Source organism: Planomonospora alba, assembly GCF_039534085.1.
Lineage (GTDB): Bacteria > Actinomycetota > Actinomycetes > Streptosporangiales > Streptosporangiaceae > Planomonospora_B > Planomonospora_B alba.
Map to the genome: position 1 here is coordinate 23,067 of NZ_BAAAUT010000021.1, position 18,170 is coordinate 41,236.

The 18,170-nt window shown below is 59.1% G+C and carries 15 protein-coding genes and 3 tRNA genes; all 18 read left to right on the plus strand.

Annotated features, from left to right (window positions below):
• The first annotated feature begins 107 nt into the window (after nt 1-107).
• The 18 genes from ABD823_RS34640 to ABD823_RS14565 all read left to right on the plus strand — a co-directional run bounded on the left by ABD823_RS34640 (nt 108) and on the right by ABD823_RS14565 (nt 18,164).
• Nucleotides 108-407, plus strand: a complete 300-nt coding sequence (locus tag ABD823_RS34640; RefSeq protein ID WP_425566610.1) for an HNH endonuclease — start codon at nt 108-110, stop codon at nt 405-407.
• 758 nt (nt 408-1,165) lie between these two features.
• Nucleotides 1,166-1,783 (plus strand): DNA cytosine methyltransferase, encoded by a 618-nt coding sequence (locus ABD823_RS14500; RefSeq protein WP_344859719.1) that lies wholly within the window; start codon nt 1,166-1,168, stop codon nt 1,781-1,783.
• Between the two features lie 33 nt (nt 1,784-1,816).
• Nucleotides 1,817-1,889, plus strand: a tRNA-Leu gene (locus ABD823_RS14505).
• Nucleotides 1,890-1,893: 4 nt separating this feature from the next.
• Nucleotides 1,894-1,966: transfer RNA gene (locus ABD823_RS14510), tRNA-Glu, on the plus strand.
• 229 nt (nt 1,967-2,195) lie between these two features.
• A tRNA-Trp gene (locus tag ABD823_RS14515) sits at nt 2,196-2,268 on the plus strand.
• A gap of 131 nt (nt 2,269-2,399) precedes the next feature.
• Nucleotides 2,400-2,810, plus strand: coding sequence for a phage terminase small subunit (locus ABD823_RS34760; protein WP_486352084.1), 411 nt, complete (start codon nt 2,400-2,402; stop codon nt 2,808-2,810).
• Between the two features lie 203 nt (nt 2,811-3,013).
• The gene (locus ABD823_RS14520) at nt 3,014-4,564 is read left to right on the plus strand and encodes a terminase TerL endonuclease subunit (protein ID WP_344859720.1); all 1,551 of its coding nucleotides are present in this window, start codon (nt 3,014-3,016) and stop codon (nt 4,562-4,564) included.
• Nucleotides 4,565-4,573: 9 nt separating this feature from the next.
• The gene (locus ABD823_RS14525; RefSeq protein WP_344859722.1) at nt 4,574-5,971 is read left to right on the plus strand and encodes a phage portal protein; all 1,398 of its coding nucleotides are present in this window, start codon (nt 4,574-4,576) and stop codon (nt 5,969-5,971) included.
• 745 nt (nt 5,972-6,716) lie between these two features.
• Nucleotides 6,717-7,310, plus strand: coding sequence for a hypothetical protein (locus ABD823_RS14530; protein ID WP_344859724.1), 594 nt, complete (start codon nt 6,717-6,719; stop codon nt 7,308-7,310).
• 111 nt (nt 7,311-7,421) lie between these two features.
• Nucleotides 7,422-8,195, plus strand: coding sequence for a phage major capsid protein (locus tag ABD823_RS14535; RefSeq protein WP_344859726.1), 774 nt, complete (start codon nt 7,422-7,424; stop codon nt 8,193-8,195).
• Nucleotides 8,196-8,262: 67 nt separating this feature from the next.
• Entirely contained in the window at nt 8,263-8,814 is a 552-nt protein-coding gene (locus tag ABD823_RS14540) for a head-tail connector protein (protein ID WP_344859727.1), read from the plus strand.
• Between the two features lie 6 nt (nt 8,815-8,820).
• Nucleotides 8,821-9,159: a phage head completion protein gene (locus ABD823_RS34645; protein WP_425566611.1), complete on the plus strand. Its 339-nt coding sequence runs from the start codon at nt 8,821-8,823 to the stop codon at nt 9,157-9,159.
• 625 nt (nt 9,160-9,784) lie between these two features.
• Complete coding sequence (locus ABD823_RS34765; RefSeq protein ID WP_486352083.1) at nt 9,785-10,420, plus strand: phage tail tube protein; 636 nt, start codon at nt 9,785-9,787, stop codon at nt 10,418-10,420.
• Between the two features lie 31 nt (nt 10,421-10,451).
• On the plus strand, nt 10,452-10,736 hold the full coding sequence (locus ABD823_RS14545; RefSeq protein WP_344859729.1) for a hypothetical protein: 285 nt from the start codon (nt 10,452-10,454) through the stop codon (nt 10,734-10,736).
• A gap of 421 nt (nt 10,737-11,157) precedes the next feature.
• Nucleotides 11,158-13,644 carry a phage tail protein gene (locus tag ABD823_RS14550; RefSeq protein WP_344859731.1) on the plus strand — a complete coding sequence of 829 codons (2,487 nt, stop codon included), beginning with the start codon at nt 11,158-11,160 and terminating at the stop codon, nt 13,642-13,644.
• A 16-nt stretch (nt 13,645-13,660) separates the two neighbouring features.
• Complete coding sequence (locus ABD823_RS14555) at nt 13,661-14,602, plus strand: phage tail domain-containing protein (RefSeq protein ID WP_344859732.1); 942 nt, start codon at nt 13,661-13,663, stop codon at nt 14,600-14,602.
• On the plus strand, nt 14,595-15,839 hold the full coding sequence (locus ABD823_RS14560) for a siphovirus ReqiPepy6 Gp37-like family protein (RefSeq protein ID WP_344859734.1): 1,245 nt from the start codon (nt 14,595-14,597) through the stop codon (nt 15,837-15,839). Before ABD823_RS14555 ends, ABD823_RS14560 begins: the two co-directional genes overlap by 8 nt.
• Nucleotides 15,840-17,063: 1,224 nt before the next feature.
• Nucleotides 17,064-18,164, plus strand: a complete 1,101-nt coding sequence (locus tag ABD823_RS14565) for a hypothetical protein (protein ID WP_344859736.1) — start codon at nt 17,064-17,066, stop codon at nt 18,162-18,164.
• Nucleotides 18,165-18,170: the final 6 nt, after the last annotated feature.

Here is an 18,170-nt window from a genome sequence, read left to right on the forward strand (position 1 = left end):
CGGCTACCCGCCCCAAGCGGGGTAGCCGCAAACACCACTAACTAAGTAGCTAGCTCGCTACAACAACAACGCTCGCTAGCTAGTACGCGCATAGGAGACATACGAGCATGCCTAGAGCTAAAGCCGTATGCTCCACTACCGACTGTCGCCAGACAGTCAAAGCCAAAGGGAAGTGCGAACAACACCAGCCGATAGGTTGGCATACTTCGAATCGCCGGGAACGGCTTCCCGGCGACTGGTCTAGACGCCGGCTAATCGTGCTCCGGAGAGACAACTACACCTGTTATGTGTGTTCCGGTGACGCTACCGAAGTTGACCACGTAGACCGCGGGGACAATCACTCTCTAGCTAACCTCGCGGCCATATGCCGCGAGTGTCATAAGGCTAAGACCCTACGGGAACGCTAGACCTTACCGGCCCGGGAAACGAAGAAGCCCCCGCCAGAAGACGGGGGCTTACGGGTAGTAGCCCTACAGGGCTTCGATCGAAGCAACATCCCGGTAGCCGATAACTTCCCGGCCTACCACCAGGCGACACGCGAACTCACCAGAGTTCGGGCACACGTCTTCGACGTACCCGACCAGAGAACAAACGTGGTAGCCAGCATCCCACAGGCTAGGCACACGGTAAACAACCCTGACCCTAGCCCCCGGCCTAGCAACCGCAAGCACATCAGACCTAGACCAGACCCGATCAAACCTAGAAGCCCCCACAGGGCTACCCCTTCCCTAGCTCTTGCTGACAGGCAAGAGATTAGGTCCCGGGTCCCCTGGTTGCAAGTAGGAAGACAGCGCAAGCACACGGTACGTTCCGTGTACACGTCCCTAACACGGTAAGTAGCCGGTAGGGAGGGGGGTACCCCCATGATCAGCCTAAAAACGAACTGTGGAGGGGCTGTCTCTCGCAATCCGTACGGGTCTGGCACTTCGTAGCGTAGGCTTCGGAAACGCTGTGTGACTAGGCTTTTCGGCCCTGTCGGGGCCGGCGGATTTCTCGTCTTCCGATTTGCAAACATGCGCGAATCCGCGTAGCTTATTCCTTGCAAGTCGGAAGCTCCGCTTCCGAGAGTCAACGGCTTAGGCGGGTATGCGTGACGGGTCAGTCTTCTAGGCAGTCCAACGGGCTTCGGCTCTTGGATGCCTTCTCCTGTGCGGGGGGGGCCGGTATGGGCTACTACCTCGCGGGCTTCGATGTGGTAGGCGTGGACATTGAGCCACAGCCTAACTACCCCTTCGACTTCCACCAGGGCGACGCTATCCGGTTCATTCGGGACTACGGTCGCGAGTTCGACGCGATCCACGCTTCTCCGCCGTGTCAGGCGGATTGCACACTGACCGCGGGAACGAACCGAGACAGGGCTAACCATGTGAGCTTGCTCGCGGAGACGCGGGATGCTCTCGCTTCGACCGGTAGGCCGTACATCATTGAACAGCCGATTGGTAAGGCTGTGATGAGTCGAAGCCTGGTCCTGTGTGGGCTGTCCTTCGGTCTTAAGGTTTTCCGGCATCGACAGTTTGAACTGTCGGGGCTGACTGTCCCTCAGCCGGAGCACCCTAGCCACCAGGGGCACAGGGTTCGGGGATGGCGGCATGGCCGCTTCTACGAAGGGGACATGTTCGCTGTCTACGGCAACGGGGGCTATAAGGGGACGATTGCCGAGTGGCAGGAAGCCATGGGGATTGATTGGACTTCGGATCGGCGGGAACTCGCGGAAGCGATTCCGCCCGCTTATACGCGGTACATCGGCGAGAATCTTCGGTTTGTCGAGTCGGTAGCCGCCTAGTTTGACCGGGGCCCTTCGGGGCCCCGCTGGTATGCCCGTCTAGCCCAAAGGTAGAGGCGTCGGTCTTAGGAACCGAAGGTTCCCGGTTCGAATCCGGGGACGGGTACTTGGCCCCATTGGTCTAGTGGTTAGGACGCCGGACTTTCATTCCGGAGAAGGCCGGTTCGATCCCGGCATGGGGTACTGGTTAGCGGTACACGGACTAACCATCTGTTAACGCTGATCTAGGGGCGTGGTGTAGGCATGCACTCTGGCCCCCTGTGCCTGGCGTGGTTGCCGGGTAACCGGGCCGGTAGAGAAGGTTCGAATCCTTCCGCTCCGCTTTCCGGCGGCCGGATAGTCCGGTCACAAGGTCCCGCCGGAGACGGCTCTAGTTAGCCCGTGCCGACTACTCCGCGGCATGGGCTTTCTTATGGCCCTAGCTCAATTGGTAGAGCAACCGTCTCCAAAGCGGTTTGGTCTAGGTTCGAATCCTAGGGGCTGTGCGAGGGTAGAGGTTCGGGTTCGATTCCCGGTTCACCGCTTTCATCGGGGAATGGTGTAACGGAAGCTCGCTACCCATGGAAGTTCGGAACGTTGCCAATCAGCAGAGAAGGGGGGTGTAAGCGTGGCAGGCATGGGCCCTGTACCGAAAGACAATAAGGTTCGCCGGAACACTGACTCTTTCGATTCCATCACGCTTAGCGAGCCTTCCGGAGTGAAGGCCCCGAAGCTTCGCGGATATACGAAGTATTCCGCGGCTACCCGTGAATGGTGGGATACGTGGTGTTCGTCTCCACAGGCTTCGGTTTTTACGCCTACTGATTGGCAACGTCTACAGATGCTTGCCCCGCTGGTTGAGCAGTACCACCAGGAACCGAAGACAGCGCTTCTAGCGGAGATTCGGCTTAATGAGGAACGGCTAGGGGCTACGGTCGCTGACCGTATGCGGCTTCGGATGAAGCTTGCTGGTCCGAAGGAAGAGAGCAAGCCGAAGCTTGCCGCGGTTTCTTCCCTGTCCGATCGGCGGAAGGCTCTAGAAGACTGATGCCTAGGGCGAAGCTCGCGAAGGTCGTTAACGTCACGTCGCTTCCCGGCGGCTATTTCAGTTTCACTATCGACGGAGAAGAGTTCCCCTGGTTGACGCAAGGGCTGTCTGTCTCTATCGAACCAGGGGACAAGGGTTCATCTATCACGATCACGATTCCCGCTAACCGTGTGGAAGTGATCCGGGAAACTTAGGGGGTTACGGTGCCGTACGGTCCCGATGGACGTTGGACGGCTCCGGAATACTCGCTTGGCTACCAGGTCATTGATTGGATAGAGGCTTACCTGGTTCACGGCCCCGGAGATGTGCAGGGGCAACCGATCACGATTGACCGCGAGTATGCGCGGTTCATCGTTGACGCTTACGAAGTCGATTCCCGGGGCCGTAGGCGGGTCACTAGCGCTTTCCTGTCCCGGCCGAAGGGCCGGGCGAAGTCGGAGCTTGCCGGGATGCTCGTTTGTGCGGAAGCGCTAGGGCCGGTTCGCTGTGACGGGTTCGACGCTAACGGGAACCCGGTCGGCCGGCCGCTGACGTACCCGTATATTCGCTGTCTCGCTACCGAAGAGACACAGGCGGGCAACACGTATGACAATGTGTACTACATGCTGACGGAGGGGCCGCTAGCGGACACTTCGGGGCTTGACGTGAACCTGTCCGCGGTGAACTTGCCGGATGGAGGGAAGATTGTTCCTTCTACCGCGTCTTCGTCTTCGAAGGATGGCGGTAAGGAATCCTTCGCGGTCTTTGACGAGAGTCACCTGTACACGCTTCCGGAGCTTCACAGGATGTATAACACGGTTACCCGTAACCTTCTTAAGCGGAAGGCCGCGGAACCGTGGGCCTTGGAAACGTCAACCATGTATGCCCCGGGCGAAGGCAGTATCGCGGAACTGACACACGGCAACTACCTTAAGGTAGTTGAAGGGCTTCTAGATAACCCTGGTCTGCTGTTCGACCATAGGGAAGCCCCTCCGGTTTCCATCCGGAACAAGGCGGAGCTTAAGAAGGCTCTCCGTTACGTGTACGGCCCGGCCGCGGAATGGATGGACCTAGACCGGATGGTTACGGAGTTACAGCAGATGCCGGAGCATGAGGCACGGCGGTACTTCCTTAACCAGCCTACGGCTACCGCTGACCAATGGATGCCAAAGGAAGCATGGGACGCGGTTCGGTCGGATGCCCGACCGGAACCCGGGGACCAAATCGCTATCGGCTTTGACGGTTCGTTGCGGTACGACGCGACAGCGATTGTCGGCTGTCGCCTGTCCGATGGACTGATCTTCCCGATTAAGGTTTGGGAGAATCCCCATACTTCCGATGATTGGGAAGTGGACGTTTTAGCGGTAGATGCCGCTATGGCGGAAGCGTTCAAAACGTATCGTGTCGAGTGGGTTTATGCTGACCCGGCGTACTGGCAAGACATTGTCGGACGTTGGGCCCTAGAGTTCGGAACCGATCACGTCTTTGAGTTTTGGACTCACCGGGATACCCCTATGGCTACCGCGGTTGAGCGGTTCCGTACGGCTGTCGAGACTCGACAGGTTAGCCATATCGGGGACGCGACTCTTACCCGTCACGTAATGAATGCGCGGACTCGCGAAGTCCGCGCGGGGGCTGTCCTTCGGAAGGAAACGAAGCGGTCTAAGAAGCACATTGACGCCTGTATGGCGGCCGTCCTAGCCGTAGAAGCCCGTGCTGACGCTCTAGCTGATGGACGCATGAGGAAGAAGCGCTATCGGGCTATGAGTTACTAGGAAGGCTAGATGTATCTAACGCAAGAGCCGGAGACGCCGGAACAGTGGATTGATCACCTGTCCCGGGAGATTCAGCATCAGTCGGCGGAGTCCGCGAAGTATGACAACTACTATGAGGGGAAGCATCCCCTAGCTTTCGCACAGGTCAAGTTTAAGGAAGCCTTCGGCGGATTGTTCGAAGGCCAATGGGCGGATAACTTCTGTGCCCTGGTGGTTGACTCTGTAGCGGAGCGGCTAGGCGTCGAAGGGTTCCGGCTGACGGAGGACCCGAAGGCCGACCGGGATGCTTGGGATATCTGGCAGAGATCCGGCATGGATGCCGAGTCAGACGCTACGCACACTGACGTTTTAGTGGAGTCCCGTGCTTTCGTGCATGTGTGGGCTGACGCTGACGGGTACCCGGTTCTTACCCCGTACTCTGCGCACGAAGCCGCGGTAGCGTACGTTCCGGGCCGGCGGAAGCTCCGCCGGATGGGGCTTACTCGTCAGGTAGACGAGTGGGGTACTGAGCATGTAGCGCTGATGACGCCTAAGAGCGTGTACACGACTACCAGGCCGCAGGGTTCGGAGAAGTGGGCTGACGGGAAGCTAGCCCCTAACCCGCTAGGCGTGGTCCCGATTGTTCCTATCAACAATAGGCCGCGGCTCCGCGGTGAACCCATGTCGGAGCTACACCGAATCATCCCACTCCAAAACGCGGTCAATAAGGTGATGATGGATGCCCTTGTAGCGTCGGAAATGGGATCGTTTCCGATGCGTTGGGTAACCGGCTTGGAGCTTGACGAAGTGGACGGCAGGAAGGAACCCCCGCCGTTTAAGGTTGCCCTAGACAAGATGCTTCACAGTGAAGACCCGAACACTAAGTTTGGTCAGTTTGAAACTGTGGACCTAGGGAACTACGTTCGTCTAATCGACGCTCTTACTACGCACATCGCGAGCGTTTCCCGCATCCCGACGCATTACTTCCTGCTACAGGCGGGACAGCCGCCTTCCGGCGAGTCGATTAAGTCCGCGGAAGCGGGTCTAGTCGCGAAGGTGGTTCAGCGTCAGCGCTGTTTCGGCGAAGCATGGGAAGAAGTGATCCGGCTTGCCTTCGCAGTTCTTAAGGACCCGCGGAAGGATGCCTTCCGGGCCGAAGTGATCTGGAGAGATCCGGAGTACAGGACCGAAGGCGAACACATTGACGCTCTAATGAAGCTTAAGAGTCTAGGCGTGCCTGACAGACAGCTACAGGAAGACGCGGGCTACAGCCCCGGGCAGATTGAACGCTTCCCGGAGCTTCGCGACGAAGAAGCCCGCGAAGCGGTAGAGCGAGCAAAGCGGTTCGGCCTTACCCCTATAGCCGGCGTGCATGAGGACCAGGACGACGAAGACGGCCGGGCCGACCAGGACAGGGAAGCGGCATAGCTACCCGTCTAGGGAGCGTTTACGACAGCTATAGCCGTGAACGTCTGACGCTCCGGCGAGTGTTGACGGGAAGGGTTCTAGGGCTATGGCGGGCCCTTCCGTCCCACAGAGACAGTGTGATCCCTGGTTGGCTTGCTGACGTGGTCCCGATCGTTCGGGCCGGGCAGCAGCAGGAAGCCCGTTGGGCTGTTGACCTTATCGACCAGGTGACGAGAGAGACGCGGGGCCGGCCGGCCCCCGTCGTTGACCTGTCCCGGGTCCGCGGCCGGGTCAACGGGGTTCCGTTGGAAGACGTGTACACACGTCCGTTCCATCGGGTCTGGACTGACCTATCCGAAGGCCGGAACTACAGGGACGCGGTAGAGGCGACAGCCGACAGGCTAGGCCGGGCAATCGAAGCTGACTTGCAGCTAGCGGCCCGGGATGCTCTCTCCGTTGCCATGGAATCCGATCCGGAGATCATTGGTTATAAGCGGGTCCTGTCGGCTAGGCCGAACCATTGCGGGCTATGCGAGATCGCTAGTACGAACACGTATAGCCGCGGGGACCTACTTCCTATTCATCCGTCTTGCGCATGTTCGGTTAGACCGATCTATGAAGGCGGGGAGGGGAGCGACTTCCTAGATAGGCAAGTTGCTTCCGCTTATGCGCGTGCCCTGGCAGAGGGCCGCATTTCAGTGAGTGATCACGAAGAGTACGGCCCTTATCTACAGGCCGCGTAATCGCCCGACATGGGTTATCCGACATGGAAGAGAACATTATGAGTGAGACGAACAACCAGCCTGACGACACTGCGGTTTCTGACCAGCCGGCGGAGTCTACCGACATGGGGGCTACCGATAGCACGGATTGGAAGGCCGAAGCGGAGAAGTGGAAGGCTCTAGCCCGCAAGCATGAGAAGGGCTTTAAGACGCTCTCTAGCGAGCTTGACGCTATCAAGGCTTCGCAGATGTCAGAAGCGGAGAAGGCGGTAGCGGAAGCCGAAGCTCGCGGCCGGGCCGCGGCTCTCGCTGAGACGGGTCCGAAGCTTGCGAAGGCCGCACTAGCAGCGGAAGCGGCTAAGGCTGGTGTAACCCTTCCGGATGACCGGTTTATCAACTTCGCTCCGCTGGTCAGCGAGAGCGGAGAGCCGGACACGGACGCGATTGCTTCGTTTGTGAAGTCGCTTCCGAAGCCGAACACTTCCGAGTTCACACAGGACGTGTTTAAGGGTTCTTCTGGCGGTTCTGGTTCGAAGGTTCGTCAGCTCACACGCGAAGACCTATCCCGGATGACGAACGAGGAAATTAACGCTGCCCGTGAGAAGGGTCAGCTTAACGCCCTGCTCGGCATCGCTTAGATGTGAAGGAAGATAACCATTAGCATTTTCAACACTACCGACCGGGCCGCTTACTTTATTCCCGAAGTTTGGACCGCGGGTATTTGGGCGGAGCTTAAGGCCGCTCTAGTTGTGGGTTCTGACCTAGTCGTTAACACTGACTATGAGGGCGAGATTCGTTCTCAGGGTGACAAGGTCAAGATCCCGACCGTTCTAGACCCGACCATTGAGGACTACGACCCGGTTACCGGTTTCGGCGACAGCATCCAGGACATCAAGGGTGCTGACAAGGGCTTTGAGATTGAGGAAGCTAAGGCTTTCCGTTTCAAGGTTGACGACATCGCTAAGGTTCAGTCCCTTATCGGTGGCAAGTACATGAACGAGGGTATGCGCCGGGCCGCTCGCAAGCTTGCGGAAGCGGCTGACGCTTACGTTGCCGGGAAGATTGTTGACCCGGTCAGCGGTGCTCTTAACCGGGTTACGAACCTTGACCTGTCCGCTACCCCGGATGTCACCTATCAGCAGTTCGTTAACGCTCGCGTTGCACTGGACAAGACGGAAACCCCGCATGACGGCCGGTTCGCTATCGTCTCGCCGGATCTGTACGGCCGGCTTCTTCTAGACCCGCGTTTCACTGACGCGAGTCAGTTCGGTTCTAACGAGCCGATCCGTAACGGTCTAGTTGGCCGCTTCCTTGGTTTCAACGTTGTCTCTTGCAACGTGCTTCCCGCTACCACTCACCTGATCGCGGGTCACAAGATCGCAACTACGTACGCTGACCAGATTGTCGAGACGGAAGCGTATCGGCCGGAGAAGTGGTTTGCTGACGCTGTTCGCGGCCTACATGTTTATGGCGCTCGCGTCATGAGGCGGGAACACCTTTACGTCGCCCAGACTGCGGCCTAAGCCGAAGGTTTAGGGGCCCCCTCCGCGGGGGCCCCGTGCCCGGCTTGGAAACCAGCGAAGGGAAAAGATGCTTGTAACGCATGCTGACATCTCGGCAACCCTAGGCCGCGAGATCAGCGGAGATGAGCTAGCGCGAGTCGGAGAGCTGATTAACCAGGTTTCCGACCTAGTGAAGGCTTATTGCCGGCGGAACTTCGGCCGCGTCGAGGGCGACGTGTATACGGTCATTGCTCCGAACGATCAGACGCTAGAGCTTCCAGGCTCTCCGGTTCACGAAGTGACCAGCGTTGAGATTGACGGGGTTCCGGTTACGGAGTGGACGCGAGCCGGCTCTACCCTGTGGCGTCGCTGGGGTTGGACTGTCCGGATGTTCTCTGATGTTCCGGCGGAAGTCCGGATCGTGTACACGCACGGGAATGATGATGTGCCCGGAGACGTGAAGGCCGTCATCTGTCAGGAAGTGGCCCGAATCCTAGAGAGCGCTCCGGGTCTCGCGAGCGAAACGGTAGGTGACGAATCACGGAGCTACGCGGACGCTGTTCCCGTTGGCCTATCGAAGTCGGCTAAGGCTGCCCTGAATCGGTACCGGCGGAAGGCCGGGACCCTGTCTACCCGGTAGGCCGATATGAGCGTGTACACGGAGCGGGTGACCATTCTTCGGGCCCCGCTCGCTGACAGCGTCTATGGGCAGGTTCGCGACTGGTCGAAGGTGCGGCCGGCCGGGGCGTTCCGGGCTTCGGTACAGCCGTCCCCGGGGAACCAGTCGGCCCCTGATGAGTCGGCTGATCGGGAGACGGCTCTTACTCGGCTCCGTGTCTACCTACAGGGTTCGGCCGATGTGTCGGCAGAGGATCGGGTCAGGTGGCGCGGTACTGACTATGAGGTAGTTGGACAGCCGTACGTCTGGCATTCCCGCGGCCGGGCCCGGTACACAGCGCTTACGGTACAGGTGGTTAATGCCTGACGTAGAAGTGAAGCTAGACCAGGCCGCTATTGAGTCGCTGACGAAGACTCCGGAAGTCGCGAAACGGGTCCTGACTACGGCCCGGAGTATCGCGACGCTCGCGAGGAAGTTAGCCCCGAAGCGTCAGCCCCGACAGATGTACGCTCGGAGCATTAAGACGCTTCTAGAGGTAGAGGCTTCGGGTCCTGTCGCTTACGTCTCGGCTGACGTTGACGCTATCAAGATTGAGTTTGGGACCGAAGACACGCCGCGATTCCGGCCGTTGGGCAAAGCCCTAGAAGCGAAGCGGATCAGATGATTTATGACCCTATCGAAGTCGGGGTTAAGTTCCTACGTTCACGTATCACTGACGTTCCCGTAGCCGCGAGTCTGGTTGGGCATAAGACGGGCCGGCCCCGGCTGGTTGTTCACCTGACCGGCGGGGGCCGGTCGATTCGGGACAGGCTAGACCTGGTCACGATTGACGTTGACGCTTACGGCCCCGATAAGGGGGCCGCTCTAGCGCTCGCTATGCGCGCTAGGGCCGCTCTACTGCGTGACGGGCCCGGCTGGTCAGACGGGACTGTCGTCTTCGCTGACGTGACCGAAGAACTCTTCCCGACTGACCTAGAAGACACCGTTAGCAGTGAACAGCGGTTCGTCTTCTCCGCCTCTATCTACGTCTATCTCAGGAGAGCTTTTGTCTAAGCTAGATGCCGGAGCGATCCGGTTCGCCCCTAACGGTCGAATCCTTATGGGGGCCGCTAACGCTTCCCTTCCGACCTACCCGAACGACGATACCGCGTTTGATAACGACACTCCGATTACCGGCTTCACTGATCTAGGTTATGCAAGCGAGGATGGCGTGTCCCTTACGCCTTCGCTTTCTGTTACCGAAGTCCCGGTTTGGCAGTCGGCTACCGCGGCGAAGCTTAACGTTACCGCGGCCGGTCTCACTATCGGTTTCACCCTTATGCAGTGGGACCAGGACACTACCGCACTGTTCTTTAACGGTACGTGGACTAAGAGCGGTGAGCTTTCCACGCTGATCCTCCCGTCTAACCCGATTCTCCGTGAGCGGTCTTTCCTTGTCCTGTGGGGCGACGGAGACGACGTTTCTTCGCTGTTCGTTCCGCGGGCCATGGTTTCGGAGCGGGAAGCTCTGACGGTTGGCAAGTCGAACCCGTCCACTCTCGGCATGACGCTTACTTCGCTTGACGCGGCCGGCGAGCTAGGCAGGGTCACGACTACCGCGGACATGGTTCCTAGCCAGACTCCGTAACCCCATCTATCCAATCTGAGGAGAGTTCCACATGAGTAAGCCTTCTAAGGCGAAGTCCGCGGCTGTTGCCGAGAGCGAGAGCGCTCCGGTTCTAGCCGAGTATGACGGCACCGTGTACACGGTTCCGACTCCCCTTGATTGGCCTCTAGACGTGCTAGACGCTCTAGAGGCCGGCAGGCTGACCGATGCGGCTAGGGCCCTTCTAGGGGAAGACCAGTACGCGGTTTTCCGGTCGAAGCCGCGGACTTTCCGGGACCTTCGGGACCTTCTAGACGCTGTCACGTCTGCCGGCGGGTTTGACAGCACGGGAAACTAGTTTGGCTCGCCCGCACGTTGGGCGAGCATTCCCCGGCCGTTGAAGCCGACCTAGCCCGCTTCTATGGTGTTGACCTGGTGGACCTGTACCGGGGCCGGATCAGTCTCCGGAAGGTTTACTCTCTCGTCTCGTCTCTCCCTTACGACTCCGCTACGCATAAGGCCGTTCTAGGCGAAGCCGCGGCGTGGGGTTCGATAGAGCATCTTCTAGCGGCAACCGTTGACGAGTTGCGTGTAAGTAATTGGCTATTCCAGCGGGTCAACTTTGAACAGAACCCGCCCACGCCTGCCCCGGAACCGCTACCGCGGCCGGGGCTTTCTAGTGCCCCGGAGCCGGAGCCGGAGCACACGAAGTTCCTAACCGCTACCGAACTACGGAGCTATCTAGCGGGTCTCGGATAGAAGGAAAGTGAGTTCAACCTTTGGCGCAAACGAAGGTAGGGGAAGCCTATGTAGAGGTTCACTCTCGACTGTCTAAGGACTTCGCGAGCAAGCTCCGCGAGGATCTACAGTCCCGGCTGATGCCGGTAGGCCGGGACATGGGGCGAGAGCTAGGGGCCGGTATCGGCGAGACGGCCGGCCGCTCGTTCGGGGACAGCTTCGGTGACAATGTCTCTGCCCGTATCGGCGAGTCTGCCCGCGATGTCGAGTCGAAGATTTCAACGCACTTCGGGAAGGCTCTCGGTTCCGTTCGGAGCCTAGGGGAAGGGTTCGCGGGGCTATCCGTGAACGTCGCTTCTTCCATCGGGTCTATGAGTCTCGCCGCGGGGGCTATGGCTTCCGCCGCGGGGGCCGCGGCTTCCCTAGGTGCGGCTCTCGCGCCGGCCGCGGGCATCGTTGCGGCTCTCCCCGGGGCTCTCGCCCTAGGGGCCGCCGGAGTCAGCACGCTTAAGGTTGCGCTCTCCGGCGTCGGGGACGCCTTCGCCGCGGCCCTGTCGGGCGACTATGAAAAGTTCATGGAAGAAGCGACGAACATCTCTGGTGTTGCTGGGGAAGTCGCCTACGAACTCTTCCAAATGTCGGGGGCTTTCAAATTCGTCAAGGAATCCGTACAGGATGCCTTGTTTGCTCCGCTGGTTGGAGAGATGGAAAGCCTTCGCCCTGTCCTTGACGCTGTCCGGGAAGGCATGACCGGCGTCTCCGGCGAGTTCGGCAAGGGGGCTTTGCAGCTCCTAGAGTTCGTTCGCTCTAGTGAATCGCTGTGGGCTATCCGGAGTATCTTTCAGTCTCTAGAAGATTCCGTTAGAGCCTTCCGGCCCGCTCTAGATCCGCTTCTAGCGGGATTCCGTGACCTGTCGGTAGTTGGGTCTGGTTGGCTGTCCACCCTTGTCCCCGGCATCGCACAGGCGGCGGAGAAGTTCGGCTTGTTCCTGTCGCATGCTTCCGCGAGCGGTCAGGCTCTCGATTGGATGAACACGGCTCTAGCGGTGTTCAAACAGCTAGGGCAGATTGCCGGAGACGTTGGCGGGATCATTAAGGCCGTCTTCGGGGCTCTAGAGCAAACGGGTAGCTCCGCACTCGGCATCATCGGTCAGCTAACGTCGAATATGCGGACCTTCCTAGAGTCCGCGAAGGGGCAGGATGCGCTAGTCCGGATTTTCAGTGCCCTACAGCAAATCGGCGCGGCCCTGACTCCGGTTCTAGAAGCGCTGATCGGTGCGGTAGCGGTTCTAGCTCCGGCTATCGCACAGGTAGCCGAAGCCCTAGGGCCGGTTCTGGCCGCTGCCATTACCGCGATTGCTCCGGCTGTCGCACAGTTGGCTATGGGGCTTGCTGAGGTCTTCCGGCATCTGATGCCGCTTGTTCCGATCATCGGGCAGTTTGCGCAGATCCTAGCGACTGTCCTAGTGCAGGCTCTTAATGTCATTGCACCGGTCATTCCGACTGTCGCACAGGCCATTTTGGCGCTGTTTGAAGCGCTAGCCCCGTTGATTCCCGCGGTAGCGGAATTAGCGGCTCTACTGGTGAACGAACTAGCCCGGATCATCATTGAGATGGCTCCGTATCTCCCGGATATGGTTCGCGCGTTCATAGAGTTGACCTTCGCCATTACCCCGCTGATTCGGCCTATCGCGGATCTGGTTATTAAGCTGACTCCGCTTCTACCGATTGTCACTGATGTTATCCGGCTGTTCGCGGAGCTAGCGAAGCAAGTCCTTCCGCCGCTGGTGGACGCTATCGAGTGGCTAGGCGGAGTGACGGAAAAGATTGTCGCGAAGATCAATCAGCTTTGGGATGACTTCTATTCGCATGTCCGCTCCGCGGTAGACAAGATTGATGACGCTATCTCATGGTTCGGCGAGCTTCCCGGGAAGTTTTCGGAATGGTTCGGCCGGGCCAAGGATGGCGCGGTCAACGCCTTTAACACGGTCGTTTCCACGGCCCGGGATCTTCCGGCGACTATCGCTAACGCCATCTCCAATATCGGAAACAACCTACGTACCATTGGCTGGAATGCGATTATCGGCCTTTGGAACGGCATTGTGGATGCTTGGAATCGTTTCGTTGACTGGTGGAATCGTGCCGTTGATTCGATCGTTGACGCCGCTAAGCGGATTCTCGGCATCGCGTCTCCGTCGAAGGTGTTCCATGAGATCGGCCGGAACGTCGGCGAAGGTCTAGCTCTAGGCGTTAAGGCTACGGCGGGGCTAGTGGAGAAGGCCGTTACAGGTCTTGCGGATACCGCAGTGAACGCATGGGACGCGCCGGTTCTAACCCCTGTGGCCGTGTCAGGGACGGCTTCGCCGGCTACCCCCTCCGTCTCCACCAGGACTACAGGCAGTCGGGACGCTACCGCAGATCAGGGGCCCGGTCGGGTCTACAACGTCACTGTCAATGCTGCCCCAACGGTGCCGACAGAGCGACAGCTAGTTAACGCTCTGTCTTACGCTGACACGCTCTACATGTAGGAAGGTGCTAGCCGCTTTGGCTGACAATCAGCTTTGGCCTAAGACTGCTGTCGAATGGACTCCGCCGCGGGACCTAGCCCAAGGTGGCACGGCACTTCCGAAGTACAACTTCCGGTCAGGTGCCGGCGGAATTCTGTTGATGCCCGGAGCTAGGGGCTTCGACGCTCCGCCGTTCATGCTGTCGTATGACGAGATGCCCGGAATTGACGGGGCCATTCCCCGCAATGTCCGGGCCGGTTCGCGAGAACTGTTCTTGCCGTTGTATCTGTACGGGGCCGACCGGCCTAGCATGCTTGCGGTTAAGCGGGAATTCCTGGCGTCTCTTAACCCGGCCTTCGGTCCCGGCCGTCTCACTGTCACCGAAGGGGACGGCTCTAGCCGATGGATTGAAGCCCATTACGCTTACGGAGCCGAAGGCGACGAAGAGACGGAAGTATCGGGGTTCACCTGGTGTAAGTACGGGCTAGTCCTTCGGGCTATGGACCCGTATTGGTATTCCAGCGAGACGGTAGAGCGGACCTTCCGTGACTCGGTCGGGGACCTTAAGCCGTTCTTCTCCGACCCGTTCTTCGGCTTGAATATCAACCGTACGTACACGCTGAATCAGTCCGTGACGCTAGAAGTGTCAGGGGATGTGGAGACGTGGCCCGAATGGCGGATTAACGGGCCCGTCTCCGGGGTTACCTTCTCCCGGCAGGACGCCGGCGGGGCTGTCGAGTCGTTCACTATGGATCTGTCGCTCTCGCCGACACAGGCGGCTTACATCGACACTAGGCCGGGCCGGAAGCAAGCAATCTTGCTTGACGGGTCAGAGACGAACCTATGGGAGAAGCTAGGCCCTAACCCCAACCTATGGGCAATCAAGCCCGGAAGTAACACGGTCACTCTTGCAGTACAGGGAACCGGAGTCGGAACGTCTATCAATCTCTCTTACCGTCCAAGGTTCATCAGTGCCTAGATTCCTAGTCGAGTTACGAGACAGAACCCTTCGACGTGTCGGGGTTATCGAGAGTTACACCAGTCTAGAAGTCATCGCCCGGTATTGCGATGTTGGTTCGTGGCTTCTCACCATGCCCGCGGGATACGGGGGCCCGCTGTTGGAGCCAGGAAGCGGCATTGTGGTTTGGACGGAGGGGCTAGACGAACCTGTCATGTCTGGCCCTGTAACGAGCATCGAACACGTTTGGGACGCGGACAACGGAGGGGCCGGAACGGTCACATTCTCCGGCGTCAGTGACGAACAAATCTTGTTCGGCCGCACGACGTACCCGATTCCCGGAGAGTCGATTTACAACCAGACGATTGATGCCGCGGTGGGCCGCGGCCCGGTCGGTAAGGTGATTACGGACCTGGTGAACCTTAACGCCGGCCCCGGGGCCCGCGGGAACCGCCGGGTTCCCGGTCTAGTGGTAGAGCCTTCCACGTTGGGTCAGACGGTTTCGTGGTACAGCCGTCTAGATAATCTCGGCTACAAGATTAAGGATCTCGCTCTAGCGAACGGTGTCGGTTGGCAGGTTAGGCAGACGACGGCCGGCGAAATTGAGTTCAGCGTGTACACGCCTAGGGATTTCTCCGCTTCCGTGCTGTTCTCTAAGGAAGCCGGGAACCTAGGGGGCTTCTCCTACAAGCTGACAGCCCCGACAGCTACGCGGTTCATTGCCGCCGCACAGGGTGAGGGTAAGTGGCGGTACATGCGCGCGTACCGGGACGACGGGAACGGGCCGGAGCTTGACCCGAATGAAGAGTCAGGCGTGTACACGGTCCCAGAAAGCGAGTGGTTTACCTACTGGCCGGAACTACTGATTGACCGGCGAGACATCCCGATTGCCTACAACGATCTCCGGCATCCGGTGAACCCGGAGACCGGCAGTGAGACAGGCGACTTCGAACCGCTAGACGACGCGGTAGCGGAAGACGCTCTAGAAGCGGCCCCGATCGCTGCGCTATCGCTTACCCCGTTCGACCTCCCTACGCTTAAGTTCGGGAAGCACTACCGGCTAGGCGACACGGTTTCCGCTGTCGTCAACGGAGCCATGATTACCGATGTGCTTCGCGAAGTCCGTCTCTCGGATGGAGAGGAAGGGGCCCGGGTTACTCCGCTGGTTGGTAGTTCTTACGCTTCGGAAACCCCGTCCATCTATCGGGAGATTAAGCGGGTTTGGAACTCTCTAAGGAAGTTGGAGGCACGCCGATAGATGGCAGAGAGAAGTTTCCCGTTTGATGGCGGGTCAGGGTCAGTCATCACAGAAAATGACTGGTCGATGCTTACGCAGAATTGGCAGGACTCCGGGGTAATCGCTAACGACTTCTCCGATACCGCCCTTACCGTCACGACGCTAGGCGAGACGGGGAAGATTTACGTACAGCCGGGACAGGCGACGATTCGCGGATTCCACTACGTGAACGAGTCGGCTCTAGCTCTGACGGTTCCCCAGAACACGGATTCACAGTATGAACGGATTGACCTGGTGGTAGTCCGTCTTGATAAGGCGACTAACGCTGTCCGTGCCTATCTTAAGGTCGGAACCCCGGCGTCTACCCCGGTTCCGCCTACGGTTGACCGGTCGTTTGATTCTCCGGAGATTCCCCTAGCTCGCGTGACGGTTCCGGCGTCTTCTTCGACTATCCCTGTCGGCTCTGGCCGCATTGCCGACGTGCGAGAGTTCATCGGTAAGCGGGTCAGAATCACGAACGATCCTGGTTCGCTTCCACTCGGCTCTATCGCCTACCGGCCGTCAGAGGACAAGTTCTATGGGGTTAAGACCGCGGGGGCTACGGAGCTAGGAGCCGGATCTTCCGGCGGCGGAGGGACGCCTACAGGCGGCGGAGTGACCATCTGTACAGTAGATACTCGCCCGCCTTCCCCTACGGAAGGTCAGCAGATTTACGAGACGGACAGTCACCGATATCTAGTCTGGTCGGGCACGGCATGGGTACCTGTCTCGTTTTCCCCGATGATGGTTCGCCGCCGGTACCTAGGTCCACAGTCGATTAACCTGCTTACGGCTGGGACTTTCTATCCCGTTGAGTTCAGCCATTGGGATTATGACGTTGTCCCGCCTGGTTGGGACTCTTGGACTGTTGACTCTGACGAAAGTTGGATGTCCTACCCTCCGGGGAGCCTTCGCGGAGAGTCGTTCTGGCATCTGGAATTTGCGTGCGAGATCACTAACCCCTCGGCTGGGGTTATCTACCATGCACAGATTTTCTCTGGTACAACCGATTACAACGTGTACACGCAAAGCGTGACTAGCACTAGCACTAGTCCCCTACACCTGTCGGTTTCTGCCGATATTCGGATCAGGGCGGGGCTTAGCCAGGGCACCTATGCGCAGCTTGCCCGGACAGGTGGAAGCTCCGGCGGTATCGAAGTTAGGGACGCTAGGTATTCCATCCGAAGGACCGGCTAAGGGGTAAGAATGGCTGAATACAGTTTCCCGTTTGATGGCGGTACCGGAGCCGCCATCACGGAAGATCAATGGTCATATATGGCCGGTTCGTGGCAAGACGACGGAGTAGAAGCCGAAGGGCCCGCGAGTCAGGCCCTTAAGGTTTCTTCACAGGTCGTTCCGCTGACGCTGTCGATTCAGCCGGGGCATGCCTTCCTTAAGGGCTTCCATTACTACCTAGACACGTCTAGGACGCTCGCGTTCACGGAGAATCTAAGCGAGTATGACCGCGTTGACCGCGTCGTGTTGCGTCTGGACAGGACTTCGAACACGGTCAGTATCGCGGTAAAGACTGGCACGCCGGCCCCGGAAACCCCGGTACCGCCGGCGGTGAGCACGGACTACAACACTCCGGAAGTGTCGCTGGCTACGTTCACTGTCCGGGCCGGAGCTAACACGGTGCTTTCCGGTGACGTGGTCGATGCCCGGCCGTTCTGTGGGAAGCGTGTCCGAGTCGCTGAAAACCTGTCGGGGCTTCCTGTCGGCTCCGTTGCCTACCGGCCGGAATCTGACCGGTTCGGCCTAGTCCGTTCCGGCGGAGTGTTCGATGGGGTAGCGATGTCTTCGGAGATCGCTCCGCTACAGGAAGCCGCGGCCGGGTTCAATCTTCACAAGGTTGACCCTGACCCGCACATGACGTATATGAACCAGACTCGCGGAGACGCGCGCTACTCGCAGCGGAGCCATACGCACGTCCTAGCGTCTTCGTCTAACACTGGTTGGCTTCCGGCAACCAACTATCAGACTCTAGGCTTCACTAACCGTCTGGTTCTTCGCGGCGGGGTCGTGTCCGTCAGCTTCTACTACTCGCGTCGTTCTACGTCGGGAGCCGCTGATGGGGAACTAGTGACGACTCTGCCTGTCGGTTATCGGCCTATGGCCGCGGTTCTTCTCCCGGCGTACGTCTCGACTAATGACCGTTCCACTGTCACGAAGGCCGGGGCTGTGCATGTGGCGACAGATGGACAGGTGACGTTGTATCAGACGTTCGTCGGCTACTCGGAACGGATCATTGTTACCGGGATGTTCTTCGCTGCGCCTAACGACTACTCAATCCCTACGGAGGGGTAATGCCGC

What these genes read in the sequence shown, in the direction of transcription:
- ABD823_RS34640 (WP_425566610.1), top strand. Translation starts at nt 108, where the DNA reads ATGCCTAGAGCTAAAGCCGTATGCTCCACTACCGACTGTCGCCAGACA.
- ABD823_RS14500 (WP_344859719.1), top strand. Translation starts at nt 1,166, where the DNA reads ATGGGCTACTACCTCGCGGGCTTCGATGTGGTAGGCGTGGACATTGAG.
- ABD823_RS34760 (WP_486352084.1), top strand. Translation starts at nt 2,400, where the DNA reads ATGGGCCCTGTACCGAAAGACAATAAGGTTCGCCGGAACACTGACTCT.
- ABD823_RS14525 (WP_344859722.1), top strand. Translation starts at nt 4,574, where the DNA reads ATGTATCTAACGCAAGAGCCGGAGACGCCGGAACAGTGGATTGATCAC.
- ABD823_RS14530 (WP_344859724.1), top strand. Translation starts at nt 6,717, where the DNA reads ATGGAAGAGAACATTATGAGTGAGACGAACAACCAGCCTGACGACACT.
- ABD823_RS14540 (WP_344859727.1), top strand. Translation starts at nt 8,263, where the DNA reads ATGCTTGTAACGCATGCTGACATCTCGGCAACCCTAGGCCGCGAGATC.
- ABD823_RS34645 (WP_425566611.1), top strand. Translation starts at nt 8,821, where the DNA reads ATGAGCGTGTACACGGAGCGGGTGACCATTCTTCGGGCCCCGCTCGCT.
- ABD823_RS14545 (WP_344859729.1), top strand. Translation starts at nt 10,452, where the DNA reads ATGAGTAAGCCTTCTAAGGCGAAGTCCGCGGCTGTTGCCGAGAGCGAG.
- ABD823_RS14565 (WP_344859736.1), top strand. Translation starts at nt 17,064, where the DNA reads ATGGCTGAATACAGTTTCCCGTTTGATGGCGGTACCGGAGCCGCCATC.